Origin of the sequence: Loktanella salsilacus (assembly GCF_900114485.1) — a bacterium.
Lineage (GTDB): Bacteria > Pseudomonadota > Alphaproteobacteria > Rhodobacterales > Rhodobacteraceae > Loktanella > Loktanella salsilacus.
The window spans coordinates 25,189-50,111 of the sequence record NZ_FOTF01000016.1 but is presented as its reverse complement, the minus strand read 5'-3'; the positions used below and the strand labels follow the sequence as shown (position 1 = coordinate 50,111).

At 62.0% G+C, this 24,923-nt stretch carries 24 protein-coding genes; 17 read left to right on the top strand and 7 right to left on the bottom strand.

What is annotated here, in order from left to right; genetic code table 11:
• The first annotated feature begins 40 nt into the window (after positions 1-40).
• From BM131_RS14110 to BM131_RS14070, 9 genes are all read left to right on the top strand, one after another.
• Positions 41-385, top strand: a complete 345-nt coding sequence (locus BM131_RS14110; protein WP_090190554.1) for an ArsR/SmtB family transcription factor — start codon at positions 41-43, stop codon at positions 383-385.
• On the top strand, positions 382-861 hold the full coding sequence (locus BM131_RS14105) for an SRPBCC domain-containing protein (RefSeq protein ID WP_090190514.1): 480 nt from the start codon (positions 382-384) through the stop codon (positions 859-861). The genes BM131_RS14110 and BM131_RS14105 overlap by 4 nt, the downstream gene beginning before the upstream one ends.
• 276 nt (positions 862-1,137) lie before the next feature.
• Positions 1,138-2,490 carry a xanthine dehydrogenase small subunit gene (locus BM131_RS14100; protein ID WP_090190513.1) on the top strand — a complete coding sequence of 451 codons (1,353 nt, stop codon included), beginning with the start codon at positions 1,138-1,140 and terminating at the stop codon, positions 2,488-2,490.
• Positions 2,487-4,925 (top strand): xanthine dehydrogenase molybdopterin binding subunit, encoded by a 2,439-nt coding sequence (gene xdhB, locus BM131_RS14095; RefSeq protein WP_090190511.1) that lies wholly within the window; start codon positions 2,487-2,489, stop codon positions 4,923-4,925. Before BM131_RS14100 ends, xdhB begins: the two co-directional genes overlap by 4 nt.
• On the top strand, positions 4,922-5,662 hold the full coding sequence (xdhC, locus tag BM131_RS14090; protein ID WP_090190510.1) for a xanthine dehydrogenase accessory protein XdhC: 741 nt from the start codon (positions 4,922-4,924) through the stop codon (positions 5,660-5,662). The genes xdhB and xdhC overlap by 4 nt, the downstream gene beginning before the upstream one ends.
• A complete protein-coding gene (locus BM131_RS14085; RefSeq protein WP_090190508.1) occupies positions 5,659-7,182 on the top strand; it encodes an ABC transporter ATP-binding protein in 1,524 nt (507 codons plus the stop codon). Before xdhC ends, BM131_RS14085 begins: the two co-directional genes overlap by 4 nt.
• A 123-nt stretch (positions 7,183-7,305) precedes the next feature.
• A complete protein-coding gene (locus tag BM131_RS14080; RefSeq protein WP_090190506.1) occupies positions 7,306-8,388 on the top strand; it encodes an ABC transporter permease in 1,083 nt (360 codons plus the stop codon).
• Positions 8,388-9,302 (top strand): ABC transporter permease, encoded by a 915-nt coding sequence (locus BM131_RS14075; protein WP_090190505.1) that lies wholly within the window; start codon positions 8,388-8,390, stop codon positions 9,300-9,302. Before BM131_RS14080 ends, BM131_RS14075 begins: the two co-directional genes overlap by 1 nt.
• A 24-nt stretch (positions 9,303-9,326) precedes the next feature.
• The gene (locus BM131_RS14070; RefSeq protein ID WP_090190503.1) at positions 9,327-10,409 is read left to right on the top strand and encodes a BMP family ABC transporter substrate-binding protein; all 1,083 of its coding nucleotides are present in this window, start codon (positions 9,327-9,329) and stop codon (positions 10,407-10,409) included.
• A gap of 67 nt (positions 10,410-10,476) precedes the next feature.
• On the opposite strand, the gene BM131_RS14065 is transcribed toward BM131_RS14070, so the two are convergent.
• Entirely contained in the window at positions 10,477-10,785 is a 309-nt protein-coding gene (locus BM131_RS14065; protein ID WP_090190501.1) for a hypothetical protein, read from the bottom strand.
• A gap of 253 nt (positions 10,786-11,038) precedes the next feature.
• A complete protein-coding gene (locus tag BM131_RS14060) occupies positions 11,039-11,356 on the bottom strand; it encodes a lysozyme family protein (protein WP_090190500.1) in 318 nt (105 codons plus the stop codon).
• 230 nt (positions 11,357-11,586) lie between these two features.
• Between BM131_RS14060 and BM131_RS14055 the strand changes: the two genes are divergently transcribed.
• From BM131_RS14055 to BM131_RS14045, 3 genes are all read left to right on the top strand, one after another.
• Positions 11,587-12,519, top strand: coding sequence for an aldo/keto reductase (locus BM131_RS14055; RefSeq protein WP_090190498.1), 933 nt, complete (start codon positions 11,587-11,589; stop codon positions 12,517-12,519).
• The gene (locus BM131_RS14050) at positions 12,516-13,589 is read left to right on the top strand and encodes an NAD(P)/FAD-dependent oxidoreductase (protein ID WP_090190496.1); all 1,074 of its coding nucleotides are present in this window, start codon (positions 12,516-12,518) and stop codon (positions 13,587-13,589) included. Before BM131_RS14055 ends, BM131_RS14050 begins: the two co-directional genes overlap by 4 nt.
• Before the next feature lie 224 nt (positions 13,590-13,813).
• A complete protein-coding gene (locus BM131_RS14045) occupies positions 13,814-14,143 on the top strand; it encodes a hypothetical protein (RefSeq protein ID WP_090190494.1) in 330 nt (109 codons plus the stop codon).
• Positions 14,144-14,203: 60 nt separating this feature from the next.
• On the opposite strand, the gene BM131_RS14040 is transcribed toward BM131_RS14045, so the two are convergent.
• Positions 14,204-16,702 carry a GcvT family protein gene (locus tag BM131_RS14040; protein ID WP_090190552.1) on the bottom strand — a complete coding sequence of 833 codons (2,499 nt, stop codon included), beginning with the start codon at positions 16,700-16,702 and terminating at the stop codon, positions 14,204-14,206.
• Between the two features lie 202 nt (positions 16,703-16,904).
• Between BM131_RS14040 and panC the strand changes: the two genes are divergently transcribed.
• From panC to BM131_RS20285, 3 genes are all read left to right on the top strand, one after another.
• Positions 16,905-17,747, top strand: a complete 843-nt coding sequence (panC, locus tag BM131_RS14035) for a pantoate--beta-alanine ligase (RefSeq protein ID WP_090190493.1) — start codon at positions 16,905-16,907, stop codon at positions 17,745-17,747.
• Positions 17,744-18,556: a 3-methyl-2-oxobutanoate hydroxymethyltransferase gene (gene panB, locus BM131_RS14030; RefSeq protein ID WP_090190492.1), complete on the top strand. Its 813-nt coding sequence runs from the start codon at positions 17,744-17,746 to the stop codon at positions 18,554-18,556. Before panC ends, panB begins: the two co-directional genes overlap by 4 nt.
• Before the next feature lie 195 nt (positions 18,557-18,751).
• Positions 18,752-18,898 (top strand): hypothetical protein, encoded by a 147-nt coding sequence (locus tag BM131_RS20285; protein WP_175499353.1) that lies wholly within the window; start codon positions 18,752-18,754, stop codon positions 18,896-18,898.
• Between the two features lie 93 nt (positions 18,899-18,991).
• On the opposite strand, the gene BM131_RS14025 is transcribed toward BM131_RS20285, so the two are convergent.
• A complete protein-coding gene (locus BM131_RS14025; protein ID WP_090190490.1) occupies positions 18,992-19,315 on the bottom strand; it encodes a hypothetical protein in 324 nt (107 codons plus the stop codon).
• A gap of 66 nt (positions 19,316-19,381) precedes the next feature.
• The gene (locus BM131_RS14020) at positions 19,382-20,368 is read right to left on the bottom strand and encodes a 2-hydroxyacid dehydrogenase (protein ID WP_090190489.1); all 987 of its coding nucleotides are present in this window, start codon (positions 20,366-20,368) and stop codon (positions 19,382-19,384) included.
• 108 nt (positions 20,369-20,476) lie between these two features.
• On the opposite strand from BM131_RS14020, the gene BM131_RS14015 reads away from it, so the two are divergent.
• Together BM131_RS14015 and BM131_RS14010 are read left to right on the top strand one after the other, a co-directional pair.
• A complete protein-coding gene (locus tag BM131_RS14015; RefSeq protein WP_090190487.1) occupies positions 20,477-21,013 on the top strand; it encodes an SH3 domain-containing protein in 537 nt (178 codons plus the stop codon).
• 38 nt (positions 21,014-21,051) lie between these two features.
• Positions 21,052-21,963 (top strand): cation diffusion facilitator family transporter, encoded by a 912-nt coding sequence (locus BM131_RS14010; RefSeq protein ID WP_090190485.1) that lies wholly within the window; start codon positions 21,052-21,054, stop codon positions 21,961-21,963.
• Between the two features lie 32 nt (positions 21,964-21,995).
• Here the strand turns inward: BM131_RS14010 and BM131_RS14005 are convergent, their stop codons facing one another.
• Together BM131_RS14005 and BM131_RS14000 are read right to left on the bottom strand one after the other, a co-directional pair.
• Entirely contained in the window at positions 21,996-24,017 is a 2,022-nt protein-coding gene (locus tag BM131_RS14005) for a M3 family metallopeptidase (protein WP_090190483.1), read from the bottom strand.
• 134 nt (positions 24,018-24,151) lie between these two features.
• On the bottom strand, positions 24,152-24,919 hold the full coding sequence (locus BM131_RS14000) for an amino acid ABC transporter permease (RefSeq protein ID WP_245754257.1): 768 nt from the start codon (positions 24,917-24,919) through the stop codon (positions 24,152-24,154).
• Between the last annotated feature and the right edge of the window lie 4 nt (positions 24,920-24,923).

The following is a 24,923-nucleotide window of genomic DNA, read 5'->3' as shown; positions in this document are numbered from 1 at the left end:
CGCGTTGACGCTGGCCCGCCCCCGGCGCAAGTTCGCCGCCATGACATCGCCCCTGAATCACTTCTTTTCCGCCCTATCGGACCCGACCCGCCGCGCGGTGATCGAACGCCTTGCCGCAGGTCCGGCATCCGTCAGTGACCTTGCGGCACCGCATCCGATGGCGCTGCCGACCTTCATGAAACACCTTGGCGTGCTGGAAAAAGCGGGCTTGGTGCACACGATCAAAAAAGGCCGGGTGCGGATGTGCCATCTGGACGCAACGCCGCTGGTGACAGCCCAAGGCTGGCTGGCGTGGCAACGCCGCCTGTGGGAAACACGGCTAGATCACGTCGACCAATTAGCGCTAGCCTTGGACAGCGATTCTGCCCGGCAGGAAGACGAATGAGCGACGATCTGACCCTCAGTTTTACCCGCACGCTGTCCGCAAGCCCCGCCAATATCTGGCGCTGCTGGACCGAACCTGACCTGATCAAACAATGGTTCGCCCCGGCCCCTGTGCAGACGACCGAGGTCGAGATTGACCCCGTGCCCGGCGGTACCTTTCGCACCGTGATGGTCGTTCCCGACTACGGCACCATGGCCGGCGACGCAGGCTGCATTCTTGTTGCCGAAACAGCACGGCGGCTGGTCTGGACCAACGCGCTTGGCCCCGGCTTTCACCCGAACAAGATCGGCAATGGCCCGATGGACTTTGCCTTTACGGCCGAAATCCTGCTTGCCCCCGCCCCCGGCGGCTGCACCTACACCGCAACTGTCACACACGCCTCGGCGCAATCAGCGCAAGCCCACAAAGACATGGGCTTTTACGATGGCTGGGGCACCGCCACAACGCAACTCGGCGCGCTCGCCAGCAGCCTCTAACCGCCCTTCTTCTGGTCCCAAATACCTCGGGGGAGGCGCAGCCGGGGGCAGAGCCCCCTCACCCCCGCCCAAAAAACATGCCTATAAATCAGGCAGACCTCCCCCTTCTTCTCGTAAAAAATATCCCGGGGGACGCCGCCGCCGAGGGGCAGCGCCCCCTCTGCTCTTGCAAATCAGACGCCAAGCGGCTTTGCTGTGCCAAACGGGGGCCGATCTCTACGCCGCATCGACGTCGTGCCGTGACCCGATTGACCTGGTAAGGCGGCAGGTTTTCACATGGATATCACGTTTCTTCTGAACGGAGAGACTGTCACCGCCCAAGCGGCCCCAACAGTCACTCTGTTGGATTGGCTGCGCACAGAGCGCGGGCTGAATGGCACAAAAGAGGGCTGCAATGAGGGCGATTGCGGGGCCTGCACCGTCATGGTCACCGACGCCAGCGGCGCGCGCAGCCTGAATGCTTGCATCCTTTTTATGGGGCAGCTTGCGGGCAAGGCTGTCCGCACGGTCGAAGGCATCGCCGGCCCGGATGGCGCTTTGCATCCGGTGCAGCAGGCGATGGTGGATCATCACGGCTCGCAATGCGGGTTCTGCACGCCGGGGTTCGTCGTCAGCATGGCGACGGCGCATCTGAACGGGCGCAGCGATCACGATGACCAACTGGCAGGTAATCTGTGCCGCTGCACAGGCTACGCCCCGATCGTGCGCGCTGCAAAGGCGGCGGCGGATGCGCCGGTGCCGGTCTGGATGCGCGACACTGCGCCAGACGCCAAGACACCCCATGCCCCCACAAGCGCGGACGATCTGGCCGCCTGGTATCTGGACCACCCGAACGGAACATTGATCGCAGGGGCCACCGATGTGGGCCTATGGGTTACCAAGCAGTTCCGCGATCTGGGCGATGTGGCGTTTCTGCACGCCTGCACCGATCTGCAAACGATTGACGTCACTGACAACGCGATCCGGTTTGGTGCGGGCGTGACCATGACGCAGGTGCTAGACGCAGTGGCGGCGGACTATCCGTCCTATGCGGCGATGATCCGGCGCTATGGCTCGGTTCAGGTGCGCAATGCGGCGACGATTGGCGGCAATATCGCCAACGGCAGCCCCATCGGGGACAACCCGCCTGCGCTGATCGCGCTGGGGGCGACCTTGCATCTGCGGCGCGGGGATGCGCTGCGCGATGTCGCGTTGCAGGATTACTTTCTGGCCTACGGCAAACAGGACCGGCAGCCCGGCGAGTTCGTCACCGGCGTCACCATCCCGCGCGGACGGGATGCGCACCGCGTCTATAAACTGTCGAAACGGTTCGATCAGGATATCAGCGCCGTCTGCGGCGGCTTTGACGTCACGGTTTCGGACGGCAATGTCACCGCCGCCTGCATCGCCTTTGGCGGCATGGCAGGCGTGCCAAAGCGGGCAGCGGCGGTCGAGGCCGCGCTGATCGGCCAGCCTTGGAACGCACAGACGATAGCAGATGCCTTGCCCGCCTTTGCGGCAGACTTTGAACCGCTGAGCGATATGCGCGCCAGTGCCGCCTACCGGCTGGAGGCCGCACAAAACATGTTGCAGCGGTATTTCGCGGACCTTTCTGGTGTCAGCGTCAACGTGCGGGAGGTGTCGGCATGAGCGTCGCAAGCCCCCTGCCCCACGACAGCGCCGCCCTGCATGTGACGGGCACCGCGCGGTATATCGACGATCTGCCGGTGCCCGCAGGTACGCTGCACCTTGCCTTTGGCCTAAGCGAGGTCGCGTGCGGCGCCATCACCTCGGTTGATCTGGACGCGGTGCGCGCCGCGCCGGGCGTCGTCATGGTGCTGACGGCGGATGATCTGCCCTTTGCCAATGACGTATCGCCCAGCAATCATGACGAGCCTTTGTTGGCCGTGGGCCGGGTGCATTACGCCGGGCAGCCGATCTTTGCCGTTGTCGCCGACAGCCACCTGAACGCCCGCCATGCGGCGCGGCTTGGTCAGATCAAGATTGCAGCCGAGACCCCGATCCTAACAGTCGAGGACGCGCTGGCAGCGAACAGCCGGTTCGAGGATGGACCCCGCATCTGGACCAAGGGCGACGTCGGTACCGCATTGTCCGGCGCCGCGCACCGGATCAAGGGCCGGATCGATATGGGCGGGCAAGAGCATTTCTATCTGGAAGGCCAAGCCGCCCTTGCCCTGCCGCAAGAAGGCGGCGACATGACCGTCCATTCCAGCACCCAGCATCCCACGGAAATCCAGCACAAAGTGGCCGAGGCGCTTGGCGTGCCGATGCACGCCGTGCGGGTCGAGGTGCGGCGCATGGGCGGCGGATTTGGCGGCAAGGAAAGCCAGGGCAATGCGCTGGCCGTCGCCTGCGCCGTGGCGGCCCGCGCAACCGGGCGGCCATGCAAGATGCGCTATGACCGGGATGACGACATGATCGTCACCGGCAAGCGTCATGATTTCCGCATTGATTATGACGCCGGCTTTGATGAGGGCGGGCGGCTGCTGGGCGTGGATTTTACCCAGTATACGCGCTGCGGCTGGGCGATGGACCTGTCCCTGCCCGTCGCCGACCGGGCGATGCTGCATAGCGACAACGCCTATCTGCTGGACGCCTGCCGCATCACGTCGCATCGGCTGAAGACCCACACGCAAAGCGCCACGGCGTTCCGCGGCTTTGGCGGCCCGCAGGGTGTGCTGGGGATTGAGCGGGTGATGGATCACGCGGCCCATGTGCTGGGTATGGACCCGGTCGCGTTGCGGCGCGTGAATTACTATGCGCCGATGAATGCCGCGACTGACGGTGCAGGCGGCCACGTTGCAGGGGGGCTGTCTGCCCCCCGGCCTGCGCCCCCCCCCGAGGATATTTCCAAAACAGAGAGCGAAGCGGATTTAACGTCGCGCGGGGCGCAGACTGTGGCCGATGACCGGGTTGCAGTGCCAGAGGCGGCGGTGAACACCACGCCTTATGGCATGGCAGTCACGGATTTCATTCTGGATGCAATGACCGAGAGCCTGCTGGCGACGAGTGATTACCACGCGCGCAAGGCGGCGATTGCGGATTGGAATGCCGCCAATCCCCTGCTGAAGCGCGGCATTGGGTTTAGTCCGGTGAAGTTCGGGGTTTCCTTTACGCTGACGCATCTTAATCAGGCCGGCGCCTTGGTGCATGTGTATCAGGACGGCTCGGTTCATCTGAACCATGGCGGGACCGAGATGGGACAGGGTTTGTTCCAGAAGGTTGCGCAAGTCGCGGCGGCGCGGTTCGGGATTGATGTCGCACAGGTCAAGATCACGGCGACGGATACAGGCAAGGTGCCAAATACGTCGGCGACGGCGGCGTCGAGTGGGGCCGACCTGAACGGAATGGCTGTCGCGAACGCCTGCGATATTATTCGCGCGCGGATTGCTGAACATTTAGCAGATGCGCATCAGACCGCTGTCGCGGATGTGCAATTCGCCCAAGGCCGCGTGCGTGTGGGAGGCAAGGACATGAGCTTTGCCGAGGCGGCGATGTTGGCCTATCAAGCGCGTGTATCCTTAAGCGCGACGGGCTTTTACAAAACGCCGGATTTGGCATGGGACCGGGTCAAAGGTCAGGGGCGGCCATTCTTTTACTTTGCCCAAGGGGCGGCAGTGACAGAGGTCGTGATTGACACGCTGACCGGGGAAAACCGGATTCTGCGCTGCGATATTTTGCATGATGCGGGGGACTCGCTGAACCCCGCGCTGGATCTGGGACAGATCGAGGGCGGCTATGTGCAGGGCGCAGGCTGGCTGACGACGGAAGAGCTGATCTGGGACGACAAGGGCCGGTTGCGGACCCATGCGCCAAGCACCTACAAGATCCCCGCCTGCGGCGACCGGCCGGATGTGTTCAACGTCGCGCTGTGGGATCAGCCCAATCCGGCGGCGACGATCTATCGCTCGAAAGCCGTGGGCGAGCCGCCGTTTATGCACGGCATTTCTGCCTTTGCCGCGCTTGGCGATGCGGTGGCGGCTTGCGGGCCTGTTTGGCCAGATTTGCAGGCCCCTGCGACGCCAGAGGCGATCTTGGCTGCTGTAAAGCGCGCACGCGGATGAGCGGGATTAAGGTCACAGTCGCGCGCACCGCCGGGTCGGTGCCGCGCGAGGCGGGCACGCAGATGATGGTTTGGGCGGATCGCACCGCAGGCACCATTGGTGGCGGCGCGCTGGAGTGGGAAGCCATGGCGGCTGCCCGCCGCATGATCACGCAGGGCCGCGCGGCGCAGGTTTTGACCTTGCCGCTGGGGCCGGCGCTAGGCCAATGCTGCGGCGGATCGGTGACGCTGGAACTCGCGCAAGCGGATGCTTTGGAGGCACCGAAGGGTGCGCCGCTTTGGATTTACGGTGCGGGGCATGTGGGCCGCGCACTGGTCGATGTAATGGCGCCGCTGCCGGAGTGGGACATCACTTGGGTTGATACAGGCGCAGATCGGTTTCCACAGGATGCAAAGGCCGCAGTGCTTGTCGCCGCTGATCCGGCGCGGGCAGCGGCGCATGCGCCAGCGGATGCGCATCACCTGATCCTGACCTATAGCCATGCGATCGATCTGGAGCTGTGCCACGCGGTCCTGTCGCGTCCCTTTGCCAGTTGCGGGTTAATCGGGTCTGCGACGAAATGGGCGCGGTTTCGCGGGCGGCTGGCGGCCCTTGGGCATAGCCCTGCAACCATTGCGCGCATTGCCTGTCCCATTGGCGACACGCGGCTTGGAAAACATCCTCAGGCCATTGCCATCGGCGTCGCCATGGCGATGCTGGGCCGAAATGCAGCTAGGCAGATTGAGGCGGCGGGATGAGCGAGACCCTTTTGACACTCGATGGGCTGACCAAGGCCTATCCGGGCGTGGTCGCCAACAAGGACGTGTCATTTTCCATTGAACGCGGTGAGATTCACGCGCTGCTGGGGGAAAACGGGGCGGGGAAATCGACGCTGGTGAAGTCGATTTACGGCCTGGTGAAGCCTGACAGCGGCACGATGACACTGAACGGGGTGCCCTTTGCACCGGGCGAGCCAGGGGATGCGCGCAAGGCGGGCGTCGCGATGGTGTTCCAGCATTTTTCGCTGTTTGATGCGATGAGCGTGGCCGAAAATATCGTGCTGGGCATGGATAATCCGCCATCCCCCCGCGCGATTGCGGGCGAGGTGCGGCGGGTATCGCATCTGTATGGCCTGCCGCTGGATCCGGACCGGATCGTTGGCGATTTGTCGGCGGGGGAACGGCAGCGGGTCGAGATTATTCGCTGCCTTTTGCAGGACCCCAAACTGCTGATTATGGACGAGCCGACCAGCGTGCTGACGCCGCAAGAGGTGGACATCCTGTTCCTGACGCTGCGCAAGCTGGCGGCAGAAGGGACGTCGATCCTGTATATCTCTCATAAGCTTGGAGAGATCGCGGCGCTTTGCGACAATGCGACGGTGCTGCGACTGGGACAGGTCGTGGCGACCTGTGATCCGCGCCAGACGGCTCCGCGCGAAATGGCAGAGCTGATGGTGGGCACGGTGCTGCAATCGCCCGTGCGCACGGCGCGGCCAGAGGGGCCGATCCGGCTTGCGCTGAAGGGGCTAAGCGCCCCTGCCCCGCAACGGTTTGGCACAGCACTGAAGGATGTGACGATCACGGTGCGCGCGGGCGAAGTGCTGGGTATTGGCGGCGTCGCTGGCAATGGGCAGGACGAGCTGATTGCAGCGCTGTCAGGCGAGATGCCTGTCGCGTCCGCGATGGTAGAGCTGGACGGCACGCCGATTGGCGCGGATGCGGTCAATGCGCGGCGCGCGGCCGGATTGCTGTGCGCGCCAGAGGAACGGCTAGGACATGCCGCCGCCCCTGATATGACGCTGACCGAAAACGCATTGCTGACCGGGGTGCGTCGCAAGCATCTGGAACAGCGCGGATTTCTGCGCTGGCCCGCTGCCACGGCTTTCGCAAAAGAGATCATTGAGGCGTTTGACGTACGCACGCCGGGGCCGGGAAATACGGCGCGGTCGCTGTCAGGCGGAAACTTGCAGAAATTTGTGATCGGCCGCGAGATTATGCAAAATCCAAGCGTGTTGGTGGTGAACCAGCCGACTTGGGGGGTCGATGCCTCTGCTGCGGCGGCGATCCGGCAAGCGCTGTTGACGCTGGCCGACGAGGGTGCTGCGGTGATTGTGATCTCGCAGGATCTGGATGAATTGATGGAAGTCTCTGACCGGTTTTGCGCATTAACCGATGGGCGATTGTCGCCTGCGCGGCCTGCGCGGGGGCTGAGTGTTGAAGATATCGGGATGATGCTGGGCGGCGCCCATGATCTGGAGGTCGCGCATGTGGCGACGTAAGGAACGCCTGCCGCGGGCGAGTATTTTCGGCAAGATGATGAATAAAGGCGGCGCTGTGCTGGGGGAAGGCTTTGGCGCCTCCGGCGGGAGTTCAGGTGGCCAGATGAAAACGGGGATGCGGCGATGATCGTTCTGGACAAGCGGCCACAGCCGAGCCGGATGTGGAGCTATGCCGCGCCCGTGTTGGCGGTTGTGCTGACAATGGTGGTGGGGGGCATCCTGTTTGCCGCGCTGGGCAAGAACCCGGTAGAGGTGATCCGGACGATTTTCCTTGATCCGCTGTTTTCCAAGAACGCGTGGTTTTATCGCCCGCAACTGCTGATCAAAGGCGCGCCGTTGGTGCTGATCGCGGTCGGCTTAAGTTTCGGCTTTCGCGCGGGGATTTGGAATATTGGCGCTGAAGGCCAGTATATCATGGGCGCGCTGTGCGGCGCGGCGGTGGGGCTTGCGTTTTATCCGATGGAATCGTGGCTGATTTTCCCGCTGATGATTATGGCGGGGGCGATTGGCGGGGCACTTTGGGGGTTGATCCCGGGGCTATTGAAGGTGCGTTTTGGCACCAACGAGATTTTGGTGTCCTTGATGCTGGTTTATGTAGCCGAAAGCTTGCTGGCCGCGATGGCGCTAGGGCCGTTGAAAAACCCCGAAGGCATGGGATTTCCGGGCAGCCGGAACCTGTCGCAATATCCGAGCGCGGCTAATCTGGAGCTGATTTCAGGCTCTGGCATGCATTGGGGTGTGGTTGCCGCGCTGATTGCCGTGATCTTTGCCTATGTGCTGCTGGCGCGACACATGTTCGGGTTTCAGGTGCGGCTGGCGGGGCAAGCGCCGCGGGCCGCGCGGTTTGCGGGCGTCAATCCGGCGCGCATGATCCTGATTTGCATGGGCCTATCGGGCGCGCTGGCCGGTTTAGCGGGCATGTTCGAGGTGTCCGGCCCGGCAGGTCAGGTGACGATCGATTTTAACGTCGGCTACGGTTTCACCGCGATCATCGTCGCGTTTCTGGGGCGTTTGCATCCCGTGGGTATCTTGCTGGCGGGGGCTGTGATGGCGCTGACCTATATCGGCGGCGGCATTGCGCAAAGCAATCTGGGCCTGCCTGCCGCGGCGATCAGCCTACTGCAGGGGATGCTGCTGTTTTTCCTGCTCGCGGTTGATGTGCTGACAAACTACCGCGTGCGGTTTTCCAATAGGGTGGCGGCGTAATGGACCTAAGTGCAATCAATCCGATCCTGCTGCTGGCGTCCTTGATGGTCGCCGCCACGCCGATCCTGCTGGCCGCGATTGGCGAATTGGTGGTGGAACGCGCGGGCGTGCTGAACCTTGGCGTTGAGGGGATGATGATCACCGGTGCCATCTGCGGCTTTATCATCGCCGTGGCGACGGGAAGCCCATGGCTGGGCTTTATTGGGGCCGCGATTGGCGGCGCGATGTTGTCGCTGCTGTTTGGGGTGCTGACGCAGTTCCTGCTGTCCAACCAAGTCGCGACGGGTCTGGCGCTGACGCTGTTCGGTTTAGGCCTGTCGGCGTTGATGGGACAAGGGTATCTGGGCATCCGCGCGCCGTCCTTTCCTGATTGGCATATCCCTTTGCTGGGCGATATTCCCGTAATTGGTCCCATCGTGTTTCAGCATGATCCCATGGTCTATATCGGGCTGCTGATCGTGGCTAGTGTGTGGTTTTTCCTGAACCGCACCCGCGGCGGTTTGATCCTGCGGGCGGTAGGCGAAAACCATGATGCCGCCCACGCGCTGGGTTATCATGTGCGCCGCACACGGATGCTGGCGATCATGTTCGGCGGGGCATGCGCGGGCCTTGGCGGGGCTTACCTAAGCCTTGTGCGGGTGCCGCAATGGACCGAAGGCATGACCGCAGGCGCGGGCTGGATCGCGCTAGCGATTGTCGTCTTCGCCAGCTGGAAACCGGGGCGATTGGTGCTGGGTGCCTATCTTTTTGGCGGCGTTACCGTGCTACAGCTTAATTTGCAGGCAGCAGGGGTTGCGGTACCGGTCGAATATCTTTCAATGTCACCCTACCTTGCCACCATCGCGGTTCTGGTCATCATGTCCGCCGGACGCGCGCCCGGAAGCTTGGGCCGAATCTTTCATGCCGCAAGATAAGCGGCGACTACAGGGGATATACCAATGAAAAGAAGAACACTTCTCGCATCTGGCGTTGCAGCAGCGACGCTGGCAATGGCCGGCCTGCCCGCACTGGCACAAGACAAGACCAAGGTCGGTTTCGTCTATGTCGGCCCCGTCGGCGATGGCGGCTGGACATACGAGCATGACAAGGGCCGCCAAGCGGTCGAGGCCGAGTTCGGCGATGCAGTCGAGACGGTGTTCGTCGAATCCGTGCCCGAAGGCCCCGATGCTGTGCGCGTGATGCAGCAGATGGCGCTGGACGGCGCTGACCTGATTTTCACAACGTCCTTTGGCTACATGGACCAGACGCTGGAAGTCGCGGCCAAGTTCCCCGATGTGAAGTTCGAGCATGCGACCGGCTTTAAGACCGCTGACAACGTCGGCATCTATTCCGCGCGCTTTTACGAAGGCCGCGCCGTGCAGGGTCACATCGCTGGCAACCTGACAAAGTCCAACATCATCGGCTACATCGGGTCCTTCCCGATCCCCGAAGTCGTGCGCGGCATCAACGCTGCCTATCTGGCCGCCAAGGCTGTGAACCCTGACGTCGAGTTCAAGATCGTCTGGGCCTACACTTGGTTTGATCCGGCGAAAGAAGCTGAAGCAGCCAATGTGCTGATCGAGCAAGGCGCTGACGTTGTGCTGCAGCACACCGACTCGACCGCGCCGCAGGCCGCCGCGCAGGCCGCTGGCAACGTTTACACCTTTGGTCAGGCGTCCGACATGGCCGAATATGGTCCAATGCCGCGCGTGTCGTCGATCATCGACAACTGGGCCCCCTACTACATCGCGCGCACCAAGGCTGTCATGGACGGCACTTGGGAATCCGACAGCACTTGGGATGGTATCGGCGCCGGCATGGTCGGCATCGGCGAGATCACCGACGCAGTCCCCGCTGACGTGAAAGCCAGCGCAGAAGCGCTGCGCGACGCGATTGCCGCTGGCGAAATCCACCCCTTCACCGGTCCGGTCAACAAGCAGGACGGCTCTGTCTGGCTGGCTGACGGCGAGACCGCTGATGACGGCACACTGCTGGGCATGAACTTCTACGTTGAAGGCATCGAAGGCGACATTCCGCAATAAGCGAAACGTTTCTGCGATACGCGAAAGGCCCGCCATTGGCGGGCCTTTTTGCATTTTCGGGGCGGTGTCAGTCGCCGCGTCGCGGATCAAACTCATTGCCGTTATTGACAAGGTTTTCGATCCGGCTCGCCTTGAGCGATGGGTCCGAGCGGTCATTCATAATCCGCTGCGCCTGAATATACGTATCCAGATTGAACGATTTCCCGCGATCAAGCTGCACGCGCAGCAGATCAAGGTTAAGATCAAAGGCCGCGCGCATTGCGGGGCTGGTGTCAGCGATCTTCATCTCACTCAGGCTTTGTGCGCCAGCCGGTGCAGCGGCAAGGCTGGCCATCATCGCGGCCATCATCAGGGCGGGTTTGGCATGAAACGACATCGTCGAATTCCTTTGTGCGGGCGCAACATGGTCGAAGTTTTAGAACGCAAAAGGGCCTGCCTATAACAGGCAGGCCCTTCGGCACGGCGTGGCCGTTAGCCTGCGATTAGTAAGTGACGGAGTAGCCGGGGCCGTAGCCTGCGGACTCGCCGTTCACGATCAGGTTCACGCGGTTTCGTTTTATATTCTCAGGGCAGCGCCCTGTGTATTTCCCGCTGGGAGGAGCGGAGGGAGGAAGGTCGCTAAGAAGCGATTAGTAAGTGACGGAGTAGCCGGGGCCGTAGCCTGCGGACTCGCCGTTCACGATCAGGTTCACGCGCTTGGCTTTCGATGCTTCGTTCGACTGGTCCAGAATGATCTGCTGGATCGCGGTCAGCTCGCCGGTTGTCAGCACGTTACCAGCGCGGTTGCTCACGCCCAGGGCTGCAATGTTTGCTTCGGTTGCGGCGACGCCAGCAGCGGACAGGTCGTTGAAGCTTTTGGTGGGCTGGAAGTCAGCGGCGGAAGCAGCGGTCACGCCGAATGCAGAAACCAGAGCGGCGACGATCAGGGAGGATTTGAAGTTTGTCATTGTCTTATCTTTCGTTTGGTGAGGGACATCGTGTCCTCTTCTGCCAAACGATATAGGGAGGTTTTTTGCGAATGTGCACACCCAGATGTAAACTTTAATGTGATGTCTGCATTTACGCACACAAGACAGATTTATTTTACACAGACGGAATGTGGAACTTTCGGCGTAGTGTGATTGACAAGGCGCCCAAGTAGATTGCTAGGCGGCCCCCTGCGTGTCATCGTTGCGTCATGAAACAGCTGCATACACGCGACGGGACCGCTTTGTCCCGACTGACATTTGGCACCATGCAATTCGGCGGCCGCGCCGATGAGCAGGCCAGTAAAGCCATGTATAGTGGGGCGCGCGCGGCCGGCGTCAATCATTTCGACACCGCCGTCCGCTATAACGACGGCGCAAGCGAGCTGCTGCTCGGGCCGATGATCGCGCCTGAACGGGATTCGATCTATCTTGCGACCAAAGTTGCCTTCGCGGGCGGTGCGGGCAAAACAAATATTTTGGCGCAGTTCGAAATTTGTCGCCAACAATTGGACGTGGACAGCGTCGATCTGCTGTATTTGCACCGCTGGGACGATGCCACGCCACTGATTGAAACATTTGAGACGCTTGCGCGCCTGCAATCGGACGGCGCAATCCGCCATATTGGCGTCAGCAACTATGCCGCGTGGCAAGTTATGAAGGCGCAAGCGGTCTGTGCAAGCCTTGGAACGCAGATTGATGTGATGCAACCGATGTATAATCTGGTCAAACGGCAGGCAGAGGTCGAGATTCTACCGATGACCGCCGATCAGGGGATACAAGTCTGCGCCTATTCCCCGCTTGGGGGCGGATTGCTGACCGGAAAGTACGCGCGCGGCGGCACAGGACGGCTGAGCGAAGATAAAATGTATGCCGCCCGTTATAATCCCGACTGGATGCATGCCGCCGGGGCCGCTTTGGCGGATATGGCGGATGAATTGGGGACGGATGCGGCGACTTTGGCCGTCGCTTGGGTTGCAGCGCATCCCACTGCCCCCTCGCCCATCATATCAGCCAAGTCGATGGCGCAGCTTGCGCCGTCGCTGGCCGCACAGGATTTCGCGATGACCGATGCACTCTATACTCAGATCAGCGCGCTGAGCCCGACCCCCGCCCCTGCCACGGATCGGTTAGAAGAAGTATGACTGATATCGTAGTGATTGGCGGCGGGGTTGCTGGCATTTCTGCTGCAGCCCGACTTTCGCATCTGGGCAACGTCACCTTGATCGAAGCAGAGGCGCAGACGGGTTATCACAGCTCTGCCCGCTCTGCCGCTTTGTTCGAGGAAAACTACGGCAAGCCCTCCACCCGGGCGCTAAACGCCGCCAGCCGCGATTTCCACGAAAACGCCAATGGCGGCGTGCTATCGCCGCGCGGGTTGATGCTGCTGGGGGCAAAGGACGAGGCCGATCGCTTTGCCGCTGATGTTGCGGATATGGGGCTAGAGCAGATCACCACGGCAGAGGCACGGGCGTTGGTGCCGATCCTATCGGATTACGTGGACCGCGCGGCCTATCACGCTGCGGCATGGGATATCGACACCGATTTGCTGATGCAGAACTGGCTGCGCGAACTGCGCGGCAATGGCGGCAGCGTCATGACAGGCGCGCGCGTAGAGACCATCACCCGCACACGGGCCGGATGGCAGCTGACGACACCTGCGGGCGATGTGACCTGCCGCGTGATTGTAAACGCCGCGGGGGCTTGGGCCGATCAGGTTGCCGTATCAGCCGGGGTGCGCCCACTGGGGCTGACGCCGCTGCGGCGGTCTATGGCGCGGTTGGCCGCACCGGGCGGACATGCGGTCAGCAACTGGCCCATGATATTCGGACCCGGCGAAAGCTGGTACGCCAAACCCGACGCGGGGGCGCTACTGGTGTCGCCAGCGGAGGAAGACTTGGTTGATCCTCATGATGCGTTTGCCGACGACATGACCTTGGCTGAAGGGCTGGCGCGCTATCAGGAATATGTCACGCCAGAGGTCACGCGCCCTGTCGCAACTTGGGCTGGCCTGCGTACCTTTGCCCCGGACCGTCAGTTGGTTCTGGGGCGGGCGGTGGATGCGCCAACCTTTATCTGGTGTGCGGGACAAGGCGGATACGGGTTCCAGACCGCGCCCGCCGCATCTGCGTTGATCGCCGATGTCGTCGCAAACCGCACGCCGCAGCTGGGCGCTGATCTGGCCGCGGCGCTGTCACCGGCCCGCTTTGGCTAGGGCCAGCGGGCGAGGTTGCGATACAGAGCGGGCATGCGGCGTTATGGATGGTTGCTGCCGCAAGGTTGCGGTAATGGATCTGAGCAAGAGATGTCGTCGCGGCCAGTGGCCTGACATGACTTGTCTATCGTTTTTGCCAGATGAGTAACCTGCATGCCCGGCTGGGATAAAATATGTAGCACTGCGCCACTTGATGATTGGCCCCGCGCAGCCATGTCCTGCTCATGATCAGACACCGCATCAATCCCGAAGGCCGCCGCCTGCACCGCCAATTCGAACGGCTGCGCCGTGACTATCCCCGCATGGGGAGCGTCCTGTTCCGCATCAGCCGCCCGGGATGGGCGCTGATACGGGTGCCGGTGGGCGTGACGTTTATACTGGGTGGGTTTCTAGCGATCCTGCCCGTGTTCGGGTTGTGGATGATCCCGGTGGGTCTGCTGCTGCTGGCGGTCGATGTGCCGTGGCTGCGCCGCCCCGTGTCAGGGGCGATCATTCGCTTGCGCCGCCGGGCTGACAGATTTCGTCAGCGGCGGCGGGAGAAGCGCGACGACTGAGGGGGCGCTGCCCCCGGGCTGCGCCCTCCCCCGGAGTTTATCTGGCAAGGTGAATGCAAATCAGCCGTCTTTGCGGATCGTGGCGTTTTGCGGATCGTAAGGAGAGTCTTCCACGATTGTCGCAGGCCAAAGCTGGTCGAACATCTTGACCTGTAGCTGGGTGCCAACGGCGGCGTGGTCCGGGTGGACGTAGCCCATGCCGATGCTTTTGCCGAAGTGGACCGAATATCCACCAGAGGTCAGGCGGCCGACCCGGGTGTCGCCGTGGTAGAGGACTTCGCGGCCCCAAGGGTCGGCATTATCCGGCCCGTCGATCAGCAGCGTGACGCAGGTCGAGCGGATGCCTTTGGCCTGCATTTCAGCCTTGCCGTGGAAGTCTTTGTTCAGATCAACAAAGCGCGGCAGGTCGGCTTCCATCGGGGTGGCGTCACGGCCGAGTTCGTTGCCAAAGGCGCGGTAGGATTTTTCCTGCCGCAGCCAGTTCTGGGCGCGCGCACCGACAAGCTTCATGCCATGCGCTTCGCCTGCCTTTTCCAGCAGATCGAACAGGTAGTTCTGCATCTCAATCGGGTGGTGCAACTCCCAGCCAAGCTCGCCGGTATAGGCGACGCGGATGGCGCGGACGGGGCACATGCCCAGTTCGATGTCGCGCACGGACAGCCAAGGAAAGCGTTTGTTGGACAGGGCGGTCGCGGGGTCGGCGTCCTTGATGATGGATTGCAGCACGTCGCGGGATTTGGGGCCAGCGATGGCGAAGACGCCCCACTGGGTCGTGACCTCTTGTTCGTTGATACGACCGAAGCGGCCCTCGTGTTCCATGATCGCCTTATAAAGGTAATCTTGGTCGTAGGCCGTCCATGCGCCGGCAGAGATCAGGTAATAGTCGTCATCCCCGGTGCGGGCGATGGTGTATTCGGTGCGCGTGGTCCCTGCCCCGGTCAGCGCATAGGTGAGGTTGATGCGGCCGACCTTGGGCAGCTTGTTTGTCGTAAACCAGTCAAGGAACGCGGTGGCACCTGGGCCGCTGATGCGGTGCTTGGTAAAGGCCGAGGCGTCGATCAGGCCAACACCTGTCCGGATCGCCTTAGCTTCTTCGACAGCATGTTTCCACCAGCCGCCACGGCGGAAGCTGCGGGCGTCGTGGTCGAAGCTTTCCGGGGCGTCCACGGGACCAAAGTAGTTCGGGCGTTCCCATCCGTTGACCCAGCCAAATTGCGCGCCGCGGGCCTTTTGCCGATCAAACGCGGGCGTGGTGCGCAGCGGGCGGCAGGCGGGGCGTTCTTCGTCCGGGTGGTGTAGGATATAGACGTGCTCGTAGGCTTCCTCGTTCTTGCGAGCGGCCCATTCAGTCGTCATCCACGGGCCGTACCGCTTGGGATCAAGGGACGCCATGTCGATTTCGGCCTCTCCCTTCACCATCATCTGCGCAAGGTAGTAGCCGGTGCCGCCCGCCGCGGTGATGCCAAAGCTGAATCCTTCGGCCAGCCACATGTTGTGCAGGCCGGGGGCCGGGCCGACGAGGGGGTTGCCATCGGGGGTGTAGCAGATCGGGCCGTTGAAGTCGTTTTTCAGGCCAGAATCCTCGCAAGACGGGATGCGGTGGATCATCGCGAGATACTGCTCTTCGATCCGTTCCAGATTGAGTTCGAACAGATCGGCCCGGAAGCTGTCAGGGACGCCGTATTCGAACCGCGCCGGCGCGTGCTTTTCATAGACGCCAAGGATCCAGCCGCCGCGTTCTTCGCGGACATAGGATTGGGCGTCGGCGTCGCGCACGACGGGGTGTTCGGGGTTGGTCTTGCGGTATTCCTGAAGCGCGGGGTCGACGTCCATCACGATGAACTGGTGTTCGACGGGGATCGCGGGGATCTTGATGCCGAGCATTTTCGCGGTGCGCTGCGCGTGGTTGCCAGAGGCGGTGACGACATGTTCGGCGGTAATGAAGATCTGTTCGTCAGATGGGACAAGGTTGCCGCCCTTTTCCACCATTTTGGTGGCGGTGACTTCCCAGTGGGTGCCGTTCCAATGAAACGCGTCCGCCTGCCAGCGGCGTTCGATCATCACGCCGCGCTGGCGCGCGCCCTTGGCCATCGCCATCGTCACATCGGCGGGGTTAATGTAACCGTCGGTGTTGTGATAAAGTGCGCCCTTCAGGTCAGAGGTTTCGATCAGAGGCCATCTTGCCTTGATTTCGTCCGGTGTCAGAAAGACGTACGGCACGCCGCAGGTTTCCGCCGTAGAGGCATAAAGCTGATATTCCTCCATCCGCTCGTCCGTCTGGGCCATGCGCAGGTTGCCGACGACGGCGAAGCCTGCGTTCAGGCCTGTCTCTTCCTCTAGCGTTTTGTAGAAGCGGATCGAGTAGTCGTGGATGTGGGTGGTTGCAAAGCTCATGTTGAAATAGGGCAGCAGGCCAGCGGCGTGCCAGGTCGAGCCTGATGTCAGCTCGTCCCGTTCCAGCAGCATGACATCGTCCCAGCCGGCCGCGGCCAGATGATAGGCAATCGACGTGCCAACGGCACCGCCGCCGATGACCAGTGCTTTGACGTTGGTTTTCATGTTCGATTCCCCGAAGCCTGCTATGTTGCTGGCAATCTGCTGCAAAGCAGCGCGCAGCGAAAGAACCAGCCGACGCAAATCGGCATGAATACGACAAGGGCGGACAAAGCGGGCCTTTACCGACGCAACGATGCACGGGTGCGCGCGTGACATGGCGGCTGCCGCGCCCTAGAACGTCAGGCAAAGGAAACAGGGAGCGAAGATGCTGATCTGCAAAACCGTGGCCGAGGTGAAAACCGCCGTGGCGGGCCTGCGCAAGGCAGGGACTGTCGGACTAGTGACAACGATGGGGGCGCTGCATGCGGGGCATATGGCGCTGGTCGCTGCTGCGGCCCGTGATCATGCATCAGTTGTTGCGACGATTTTCGTCAATCCGACCCAATTTGGCGACGCCAAGGATTTGGAAAACTATCCGCGCACCGAAGCGGCTGATCTGGCGATGCTAGAGGCCGCAGGCGTGGCGGCGGTGTTTATGCCGACCCCTGATGTGATGTATCCGGCGGGCGACGAGACGATCGTCGAGACGACACATCTGGCGAATATTCTACATGGCGCAGTGCGTCCGGGGCATTTTCGCGGCGTGGCAACGGTGGTGACCAAGCTGCTGAATATCGTGGGGCCTGATGCCGCCTACTTTGGCGAGAAGGATTACCAACAGCTTGCCGTCATTCGCCGCATGGTCGCCGATTTATTTATCCCCGTGGCCATCCACGGCGTCCCGACAGTCAGGGATGCTGACGGGCTGGCGATGTCGTCACGCAACGTGCGCCTGATCGGGGACGAACGCTATGACGCGCGCGTTTTGAACCTGTCGCTGACCGTCGCCGCGGCGATGGTGAAAGAAGGCGCAACCATCGAGGTGATCGCCGAGACGATTCGCGGCGTCATCGCGTCCAAGCGCGGGGCGACACTGGCGGGGCTGGATATCGTTGACGCCGAAACCTTTGCGCCCGTCACCGGCGTCCCCACCCGGAAAATCGGCATCATGATCGCGGTCCAGTTCATGACCGTGTTACTTATCGACCAAAAGGAAATCACGCCATGAGCACGCAAACCCCAACCGTTCGCCGCACAACCGTGCCGCAAATCCGCAACCGCAAGGGCGGCGAGCCGATCGTCTCGCTGACGTCTTACCACGCGCATACCGCCGCGATTGTGGACAAATACGCCGACTTTATTCTGGTCGGTGACAGCCTTGGCATGGTGATGCACGGCATGGAAAGCACCGTTGGCGTGCCGCTGGATCTGATGATCATGCATGGCAAAGCTGTTGTGCGCGGCACCAAAAAGGCGCTGATCGTCGTGGACATGCCCTTTGGCACCTACGAGGAATCGCCCAATATGGCGTTCCGCAATGCGGCCAAGATCATGAAAGAAACCGGCTGCGGCGCGGTCAAGCTAGAGGGCGGCGCGCGCATGGCCGAGACGATCCACTTTCTGGTGGAACGCGGCATTCCCGTCATGGCCCACACCGGCCTGACGCCGCAATCGTCCCACGTTATGGGCGGCTTCAAGACCCAAGGCCGGGACGAGGAAAGCTGGGACGCGCACAGCAATGATGCCCGCGCTGTGGCCGACGCCGGTGCCTTTGCCGTTGTCCTAGAAGGCATGGTCGAGCCGCTGGCCGCCCGAATCACAAAAGAGGTCGAGATCCCGACCATCGGCATTGGGGCCTCTGCCGACTGCGACGGGCAGATTCTGGTGCTAGAGGATATGCTGGGCCTGAATCCTTGGACGCCAAAGTTCGTCAAGGTCTACGGCCAGCTTGGCCCGATGATCGAAGATTCCGTCAAACGCTATGCCGAAGACGTCAAATCCCGCGCATTCCCCACCGAAGACGAAGTATACCGCTAAGCCCCAAACGCCCGGAAAACAGCGCATCTGCGCCATCTTCCGGGCGTAACCCCCCAATATCGTTGATCTGTATTTGTATTTTTGACACGGGCTAGCCCGTTTCGTGATCTTTTGATTAGGAGGGGGGATCAATTGCGACAATTTAGTGTTATATCTCCAGTACCGCACGTCAGATGCGGATTTGAGGAGAGCACTATGAAACGCACCACGCTTTATGCGGTGGCTGCACTCATGGTTTTGGGCGGTTGTATTTCGCCAGAGCCAGAAGCAGGTCGCGCTGATACCAATATGATGCGGTTTTCAACCATGAGCTATTCGCCCGCGCTAGAGCGGTCAAAGTAGAAAAGCAAAAGGCGCAGAATATCTGCGCCTCATGCCATATTACCTACAGTTTTCAGGCTGCACTGCGATCGGTGCAGCCCTTCCGCCTTTGCGTCAGCCGGAAACGTCTTCATCCATAATCAGCGGCTCGAAGGCAGGCAGGTCCGCTGGGACCGGGCCAACAACGCCGATTTCAACGGGCGGCGGCGGCATGCCGGTGGACGATGGCCGCGGTACAGGCGATGAAGCCGGGCCATCAAGCGACGTGGTGCTGACCGGCGTGGGTGGATCGACCAAGATCGGCTGTGGCACGGCGGGGATAACCAGCGGCACGGCGTTGCCGACCTGCGATTCTGATCCGTTAAAACTGGACGGCACTGGTGTGGCACAGGCCCCCAGCACAGCCAGCACGGCGGCTGGCATCACGAATTTCATCATCGACATTTCTCCTTTAAACATTGGGCCTGACGTGGCGCAAAGCGCGGCCGCGTCAAACCCGCGGTGTTACATTTGCCCCGGCACGACCAAATCAGGCGGACGGTGGCCGTCGGCAAAGGTTTTAATGTTGATCAAAACCTTCTCTCCCATCTCGATCCGGCCTTCGGTGGTGGCCGAGCCCATATGAGGCAGCAAAATCACGTTGGGCAAGGCTTTCAGGCGGGGATTGATCTCTCCTCCGCGCTCGAACACGTCAAGGCCAGCGCCTGCGATTTCATTGGCGCGCAGCATCCGCGTCAGCGCATTTTCGTCGATCACCTCGCCGCGGCTGGTGTTCACGATCACGGCGTCAGGCTTCATCAACTTGAGCCGGCGAGCGTTCATCAGGTGGAACGTGGACGGCGTATGCGGGCAGTTGATGCTGATCACATCCATCCGCGCGACCATCTGATCAAGGCTTTCCCAATAGGTCGCGTCCAGCGGCTCCTCTGCCTCTGGTCGCAGGCGTTTACGGTTGTGATAATGGATCTGCATGCCAAAGGCGCGGGCGCGGCGCGCGACGGCTTGTCCAATCCGGCCCATCCCCAAAATGCCAAGGCGGCGGCCCGCGACGCGCCCGCCGAGCATGGCCGTCGGCGCCCAGCCCGCCCATTCGTCCGATTGCGCCACGCGCATGCCTTCGGGAATACGGCGCAGCACGGACAGCATCAGCGCCAGCGTCATGTCAGCGGTATCGTCGGTCAGCACGCCCGGTGTGTTGGATACCAAGATCCCGCGCTGCCGCGCCGTGGCGACGTCGATATTATCGACCCCTGCCCCGTAGTTCGCGATCAGCTTCAACCGATCGCCGGCCTGTGCCAGCAATCGCGCGTCAATCTGGTCGGTGATCGTCGGCACAAGCACATCCGCGTCCTGCATCGCCGCGACAAGCGCCTCGCGGGTCATTGGCGCGTCATCCTCGCGCAACGTCACGTCGAACAATTCAGTCATCCGCGTCTCGACCACCTGCGGCAACCGTCGCGTGACGACAACACTCAGCTTCTTGCTCGGCATGTGGGCTCCTGCAGCACTTTTCAAAAGGTCGTTGTAGTGTCAGGTTGCCAGTCAGGGACGCGGGGCACAAGAACCAACGCGCCCATCAGGCGGATCGAGGCTGTACCCATGAAAATTACGCACATTCTGTGTCTTGTCCTTGCGACCTGTGTCGCGGTGCCAGCAAACGCGCAGGACACCACAGCCAATGTTGATGCGCCAGAGGTCGATGCGCCAGAGGTTGGGCCAGAGGTTGGGCCAGAAACGAACCTGCCCCTGCCCCGCTACGTCAGCCTAAAAGCGAAAGAGGCGAACGTGCGCCGCGGCCCCAGCCTGACGCACCGCATTGACTGGGTGTTCCAGCGCCGCGACATGCCATTGCAGGTCGTCGCCGAATACGGCCACTGGCGCCGGGTCATCGACCGCGACGGTCAAGGCGGCTGGGTCCATTACACCATGCTGTCCGGCGTGCGCACGGTCATCGTCGACCAAGACCGCTTGCCCCTGCGCGTTAAGCCCACCGATACGGCAGCCGAACGCGCAGAACTTGAACTGAACGTCATCGCCCGCCTTGGCGAGTGCGAGGCGGACTGGTGCGAGCTGACCGCCGGCGGCTATACGGGCTGGGCGCATAAATCCGTGCTTTGGGGCGTCGACGCAGACTGACGCTTTCGCGCGCAGCGATCATGGGCTAGACGGCCCGCATGAGTAGCGCCGTATCCGATAAACGCCTGAACCTGTCCGCTGGCCTTTTGTCCTGCGCCGTCGCGCTGACGTTGGTCGTGGCGAAGCTTTGGGCATTTCAGCAAACCGGCTCTCTGGCCATTGCTGCCACGCTTGCCGATTCTGCGATGGACCTGATGATGTCGCTGGCCGCCTTGGCCGCCATCGCCTATGCCGCCAAACCCGCCGACGACGATCACAACTTTGGCCACACCTCGGCCGAGGATCTGGCGGCCCTTGGGCAGTCCCTGATTATCCTCGCCTCCTCTGCCGTGATCGGCACTGCGGCGGTCTGGCGGTTGTGGCAGGGTGATCCGAGCCTACCCGAAAACGAAGGCGCTGGCATCGCGATCGTCACCCTTTCCATCGTGTTGACGCTGGGCCTTGTCGTCTGGCAGCGCCGGGTCGCGGCCCGTACTAACAACCCTGTCGTCAAGGCAGACAGCCTGCACTACTTGGGCGACCTGATCCCCAATGTCGGCGCGATCCTTGCGCTTTGGGCATCATCCGCATTGGGCCTTGCGCAGGTCGATAGTGTTGTCGCCTTGGGCGCGGCCTTGTTGCTGGCCTTTGGCGCGCTGCGCATCGGCAAAGAGGCGTGGGACGCCCTAATGGACCGGCAAGCCGACCCAGAGATGATCGCCGGAATCGCGGCCATCGCGCAGGGTTTCGACGGCGTCCACGGTTTTCATGATCTGAAAACCCGCCGCGCTGGCAGCCGGGTCTTTGTGAACCTGCATATCGAACTGGACGGCGATCAGTCCCTGCACCGTGCCCACGCCATCGGCGCAGCCCTGCGCCGCGCGATCCTGCACACTTATCCCGGTGCCGATGTCCTGATCCACAAGGACCCCGTCGGGGTGCAAAAACACCCCGACGATCCATCCGTTTAGCGCTGCGCCCAAGATTTTTCGGACGAAAGGTTTTAGGCCGCCAACCCGCGCCCTTTCAAAAGCGCCTCTACCCCCGGCATCCGCCCGCGGAACTGCTGGTAGAGCGCGGCCGCATCGACAGAGCCGCCAGAGGACAGCACAGTCTGCTCTAGCCGCTGCGCGAGCGCCGGATCAAACGGATCGCCCGCCTCTTCAAACGCAGCAAAGGCGTCCGCGTCCATCACTTCGGACCACATGTAGCTGTAGTAGCCACTGGAATAGCCGTCACCCGCAAAAACATGGGCGAAATGCGGCGTCGCATGCCGCATCCCGATCGCATGCGGCAGCCCCAGATCGCCCAAGATTTCCGCTTGCCGCTGCATCGGATCAGCCGGGGGCGGGCCTGCGTGAAATTCCAAATCGACCAAGGCGCTGGCGATATATTCGACCGTCTGAAAGCCCATGTCATAGGTGGCTGCGTTCAGCATACGGTCCAGCATATCCTGCGGCATCGGCGCGCCGGTTTCAGCATGAACGGCAAATTCGGACAGCACCGCAGGCACCTCCAGCCAATGCTCATACAGCTGGCTGGGCAGCTCGACGAAGTCCCGCGCCACGGACGTGCCGCTAATGCTTTCATAGGTCACATCCGACAGCATCTGGTGCAGGGCGTGGCCAAACTCGTGAAACAGCGTCCGTGCATCATCATAAGACAGCAGCGCGGGCTTGCCCGCTGCTGGCTTGGCAAAGTTGCATACGTTCACGACGATAGGCTGCACATCACCCGCCAGCTTTTGCTGGCTGCGCATCGCCATGCACCACGCGCCTGACCGCTTGGACGCGCGGGCAAAGTAATCGCCAACGAAAACAGCAATATGCTTGCCGTCCCGCGTCACGTTCCACAGCCGCACATCTGGGTGGTAAACCGGCCCGTCAAATGGTTCGAACTGCAACCCAAACAACCGCGTCGCGCAGGCGAAGGACGACTCGATCATGCGGTCAAGCTGCAGATAGGGCTTCAGCGCCGCCTCGTCCAAATCATGCTCGGCCTGACGGCGCTTTTCGGAATAATAGCGCCAATCCCAAGGCTCTAGCGGTCCTGCGATGCTGTCAGCGTGCAGAAGGGCGGTCAGCTTTTCAGCGTCCGCCTCAGCGGATGCCTTTGCCGGGGCCCAGACCTGCATCAACAGATCGCGGACCGCACCCGGCGTGCCCGCCATCTCTGTCTCCAGCTTATAATCGGCAAAGCTGTCATACCCAAGCAGCTTTGCCCGCTCGCCCCGCAGCGCCAGCGTTTCTGCGGCTAAGGCGCGGTTATCCGTCGCCCCGCCATTCATGCCCCGCGCCGTCCAAGCGGCATAGGCCCGCTGGCGCAAATCGCGGCGCGGTGAAAACTGCAAGAATGGCACAATCAGCGACCGCGACAGGGTCACCACAGGCCCGCCATGATCACCGGCTTCGCCCGCCGCACGGGCCGCATCAATCACGAAATCGGGCAAGCCAACCAGATCTTCCTCGGCCAAAGGCATGAACCAATCCCGTTCATCCGCCAGCAAGTTTTGCGTAAATTGCGTGCCCAGAACCGCAAGCCGCGACTTCACATCCCGCAACCGGTCCGCAGCAGCTCCCGTCAGCTGCGCCCCCTGCCGCACAAAACCGCGCCGGCTCAGCATTAAGACGCGGGCCTGCTCTTCGCTCAAATCCAAATCATCCCGCCGCGTCCAAAGATCCTCGATCCGGGCAAACAGGGCCGCATTTGCGGTCACTTCCGACCCAAACGCGCTCAGCAGCGGGGAAAAGTCGCGCTGAAGCGCCTCGCGTGCCGGATTGCTGTCCGCCCCTGCCACGCCATAAAATACGCCCAAGACCCGCCCCAATGTCGCCTCCGCCAACTCCAGCGCCGCGATAGTGTTGTCAAAGGTCGGCGCATCCGGATTGTCCGCGATCGCTGCGATGTTGCCGCGCGCCTCGCTCAGTGCGGCCTCAACGGCAGGCGCGAAATCGGCGTCTTTGATCGCATCAAACGGCGGCAAGGCATGGGGCGTATCCCAAGGGGTCAACAGCGGATTGGTCATAGCAAATCTCCTTTGCGCTCAAGGTAAGGCCGCACCCGCACAGGCGCCACCGCCCCATGTTCATCTGGCAAAATAAACTCAATCCCGGCGCGCTCCCAAAGCGCAGGCCTTGTACATCATCTTGCTCTAAATACTCACCCGCGGCGCTGGCCCCGCTCGAACCGGCGCAGGACGATGGACAGGGTGATCGTCATGGTCAGATACACCAACACCACGACGTTATAGGTCTCAAAATAGCGGAAATTGCCCGCCGCCAGCACCTTGCCCAGCTGCGTGATATCCGCGACGCCCAGCACCGACACCAAGGACGAATCCTTCACCATCGCCACGAAATCGTTGCCCAGCGGCGGCAGGATCGTGCGGAACGCCTGCGGCCAAACCACAAAGCGGAAACGGTGCCAGCGTGACAGGCCCAGGGCGCGGCCCGCCTCGATCTGGCCTTTATCGACCGATTGCAAACCCGCACGAAACACTTCGGCCAGAAAGGCAGAGTAGGCCAGAAACAGGGCGATGATGGCACGCCATAGCAGCGGAAAATCGCGGGTGCGCGCCTCTGGCAGGCCCAGTGCGTTCCACCCGGCCACCAGCGCCGGTGCCAGCACAAAGGCGACGTAAAGCAGCAAGACAAGGATTGGGATGCCGCGCATCACCTCGACATAGAACCGAGAGATTTGCCGCAGCACAATCGACCCCGACCCCGCCATCAACGCGAGCGAAAGCCCCAGCGCGCAGGCCATCGCGTAGCTAATGAGCGTGACGAACACCGTCGTCTTGACGCCCTGCATCAGCGTAACAAGCACACCCCGTGACGTAGGATCGCCCAGCACGGCGGCGAACATCGCAGCGCCGATCAGGCAGGCCGCAACCAGCCAATAGGGAAAGTCGCGGCCGCCGGGCGTCACGTTG

What these genes read in the sequence shown, in the direction of transcription:
- BM131_RS20285 (WP_175499353.1), top strand. Translation starts at nt 18,752, where the DNA reads ATGAAACGCACCACGCTTTATGCGGTGGCTGCACTCATGGTTTTGGGC.
- BM131_RS14105 (WP_090190514.1), top strand. Translation starts at nt 382, where the DNA reads ATGAGCGACGATCTGACCCTCAGTTTTACCCGCACGCTGTCCGCAAGC.
- BM131_RS14015 (WP_090190487.1), top strand. Translation starts at nt 20,477, where the DNA reads ATGAAAATTACGCACATTCTGTGTCTTGTCCTTGCGACCTGTGTCGCG.
- BM131_RS14005 (WP_090190483.1), bottom strand. Translation starts at nt 24,017, where the DNA reads ATGACCAATCCGCTGTTGACCCCTTGGGATACGCCCCATGCCTTGCCG.
- BM131_RS14100 (WP_090190513.1), top strand. Translation starts at nt 1,138, where the DNA reads ATGGATATCACGTTTCTTCTGAACGGAGAGACTGTCACCGCCCAAGCG.
- BM131_RS14045 (WP_090190494.1), top strand. Translation starts at nt 13,814, where the DNA reads ATGATCAGACACCGCATCAATCCCGAAGGCCGCCGCCTGCACCGCCAA.
- BM131_RS14025 (WP_090190490.1), bottom strand. Translation starts at nt 19,315, where the DNA reads ATGATGAAATTCGTGATGCCAGCCGCCGTGCTGGCTGTGCTGGGGGCC.
- BM131_RS14050 (WP_090190496.1), top strand. Translation starts at nt 12,516, where the DNA reads ATGACTGATATCGTAGTGATTGGCGGCGGGGTTGCTGGCATTTCTGCT.
- BM131_RS14060 (WP_090190500.1), bottom strand. Translation starts at nt 11,356, where the DNA reads ATGACAAACTTCAAATCCTCCCTGATCGTCGCCGCTCTGGTTTCTGCA.
- panB (WP_090190492.1), top strand. Translation starts at nt 17,744, where the DNA reads ATGAGCACGCAAACCCCAACCGTTCGCCGCACAACCGTGCCGCAAATC.
- BM131_RS14040 (WP_090190552.1), bottom strand. Translation starts at nt 16,702, where the DNA reads ATGAAAACCAACGTCAAAGCACTGGTCATCGGCGGCGGTGCCGTTGGC.
- BM131_RS14080 (WP_090190506.1), top strand. Translation starts at nt 7,306, where the DNA reads ATGATCGTTCTGGACAAGCGGCCACAGCCGAGCCGGATGTGGAGCTAT.
- BM131_RS14010 (WP_090190485.1), top strand. Translation starts at nt 21,052, where the DNA reads ATGAGTAGCGCCGTATCCGATAAACGCCTGAACCTGTCCGCTGGCCTT.
- BM131_RS14075 (WP_090190505.1), top strand. Translation starts at nt 8,388, where the DNA reads ATGGACCTAAGTGCAATCAATCCGATCCTGCTGCTGGCGTCCTTGATG.
- BM131_RS14020 (WP_090190489.1), bottom strand. Translation starts at nt 20,368, where the DNA reads ATGCCGAGCAAGAAGCTGAGTGTTGTCGTCACGCGACGGTTGCCGCAG.
- BM131_RS14110 (WP_090190554.1), top strand. Translation starts at nt 41, where the DNA reads ATGACATCGCCCCTGAATCACTTCTTTTCCGCCCTATCGGACCCGACC.
- BM131_RS14055 (WP_090190498.1), top strand. Translation starts at nt 11,587, where the DNA reads ATGAAACAGCTGCATACACGCGACGGGACCGCTTTGTCCCGACTGACA.
- xdhB (WP_090190511.1), top strand. Translation starts at nt 2,487, where the DNA reads ATGAGCGTCGCAAGCCCCCTGCCCCACGACAGCGCCGCCCTGCATGTG.
- BM131_RS14085 (WP_090190508.1), top strand. Translation starts at nt 5,659, where the DNA reads ATGAGCGAGACCCTTTTGACACTCGATGGGCTGACCAAGGCCTATCCG.
- BM131_RS14065 (WP_090190501.1), bottom strand. Translation starts at nt 10,785, where the DNA reads ATGTCGTTTCATGCCAAACCCGCCCTGATGATGGCCGCGATGATGGCC.
- panC (WP_090190493.1), top strand. Translation starts at nt 16,905, where the DNA reads ATGCTGATCTGCAAAACCGTGGCCGAGGTGAAAACCGCCGTGGCGGGC.
- BM131_RS14070 (WP_090190503.1), top strand. Translation starts at nt 9,327, where the DNA reads ATGAAAAGAAGAACACTTCTCGCATCTGGCGTTGCAGCAGCGACGCTG.
- xdhC (WP_090190510.1), top strand. Translation starts at nt 4,922, where the DNA reads ATGAGCGGGATTAAGGTCACAGTCGCGCGCACCGCCGGGTCGGTGCCG.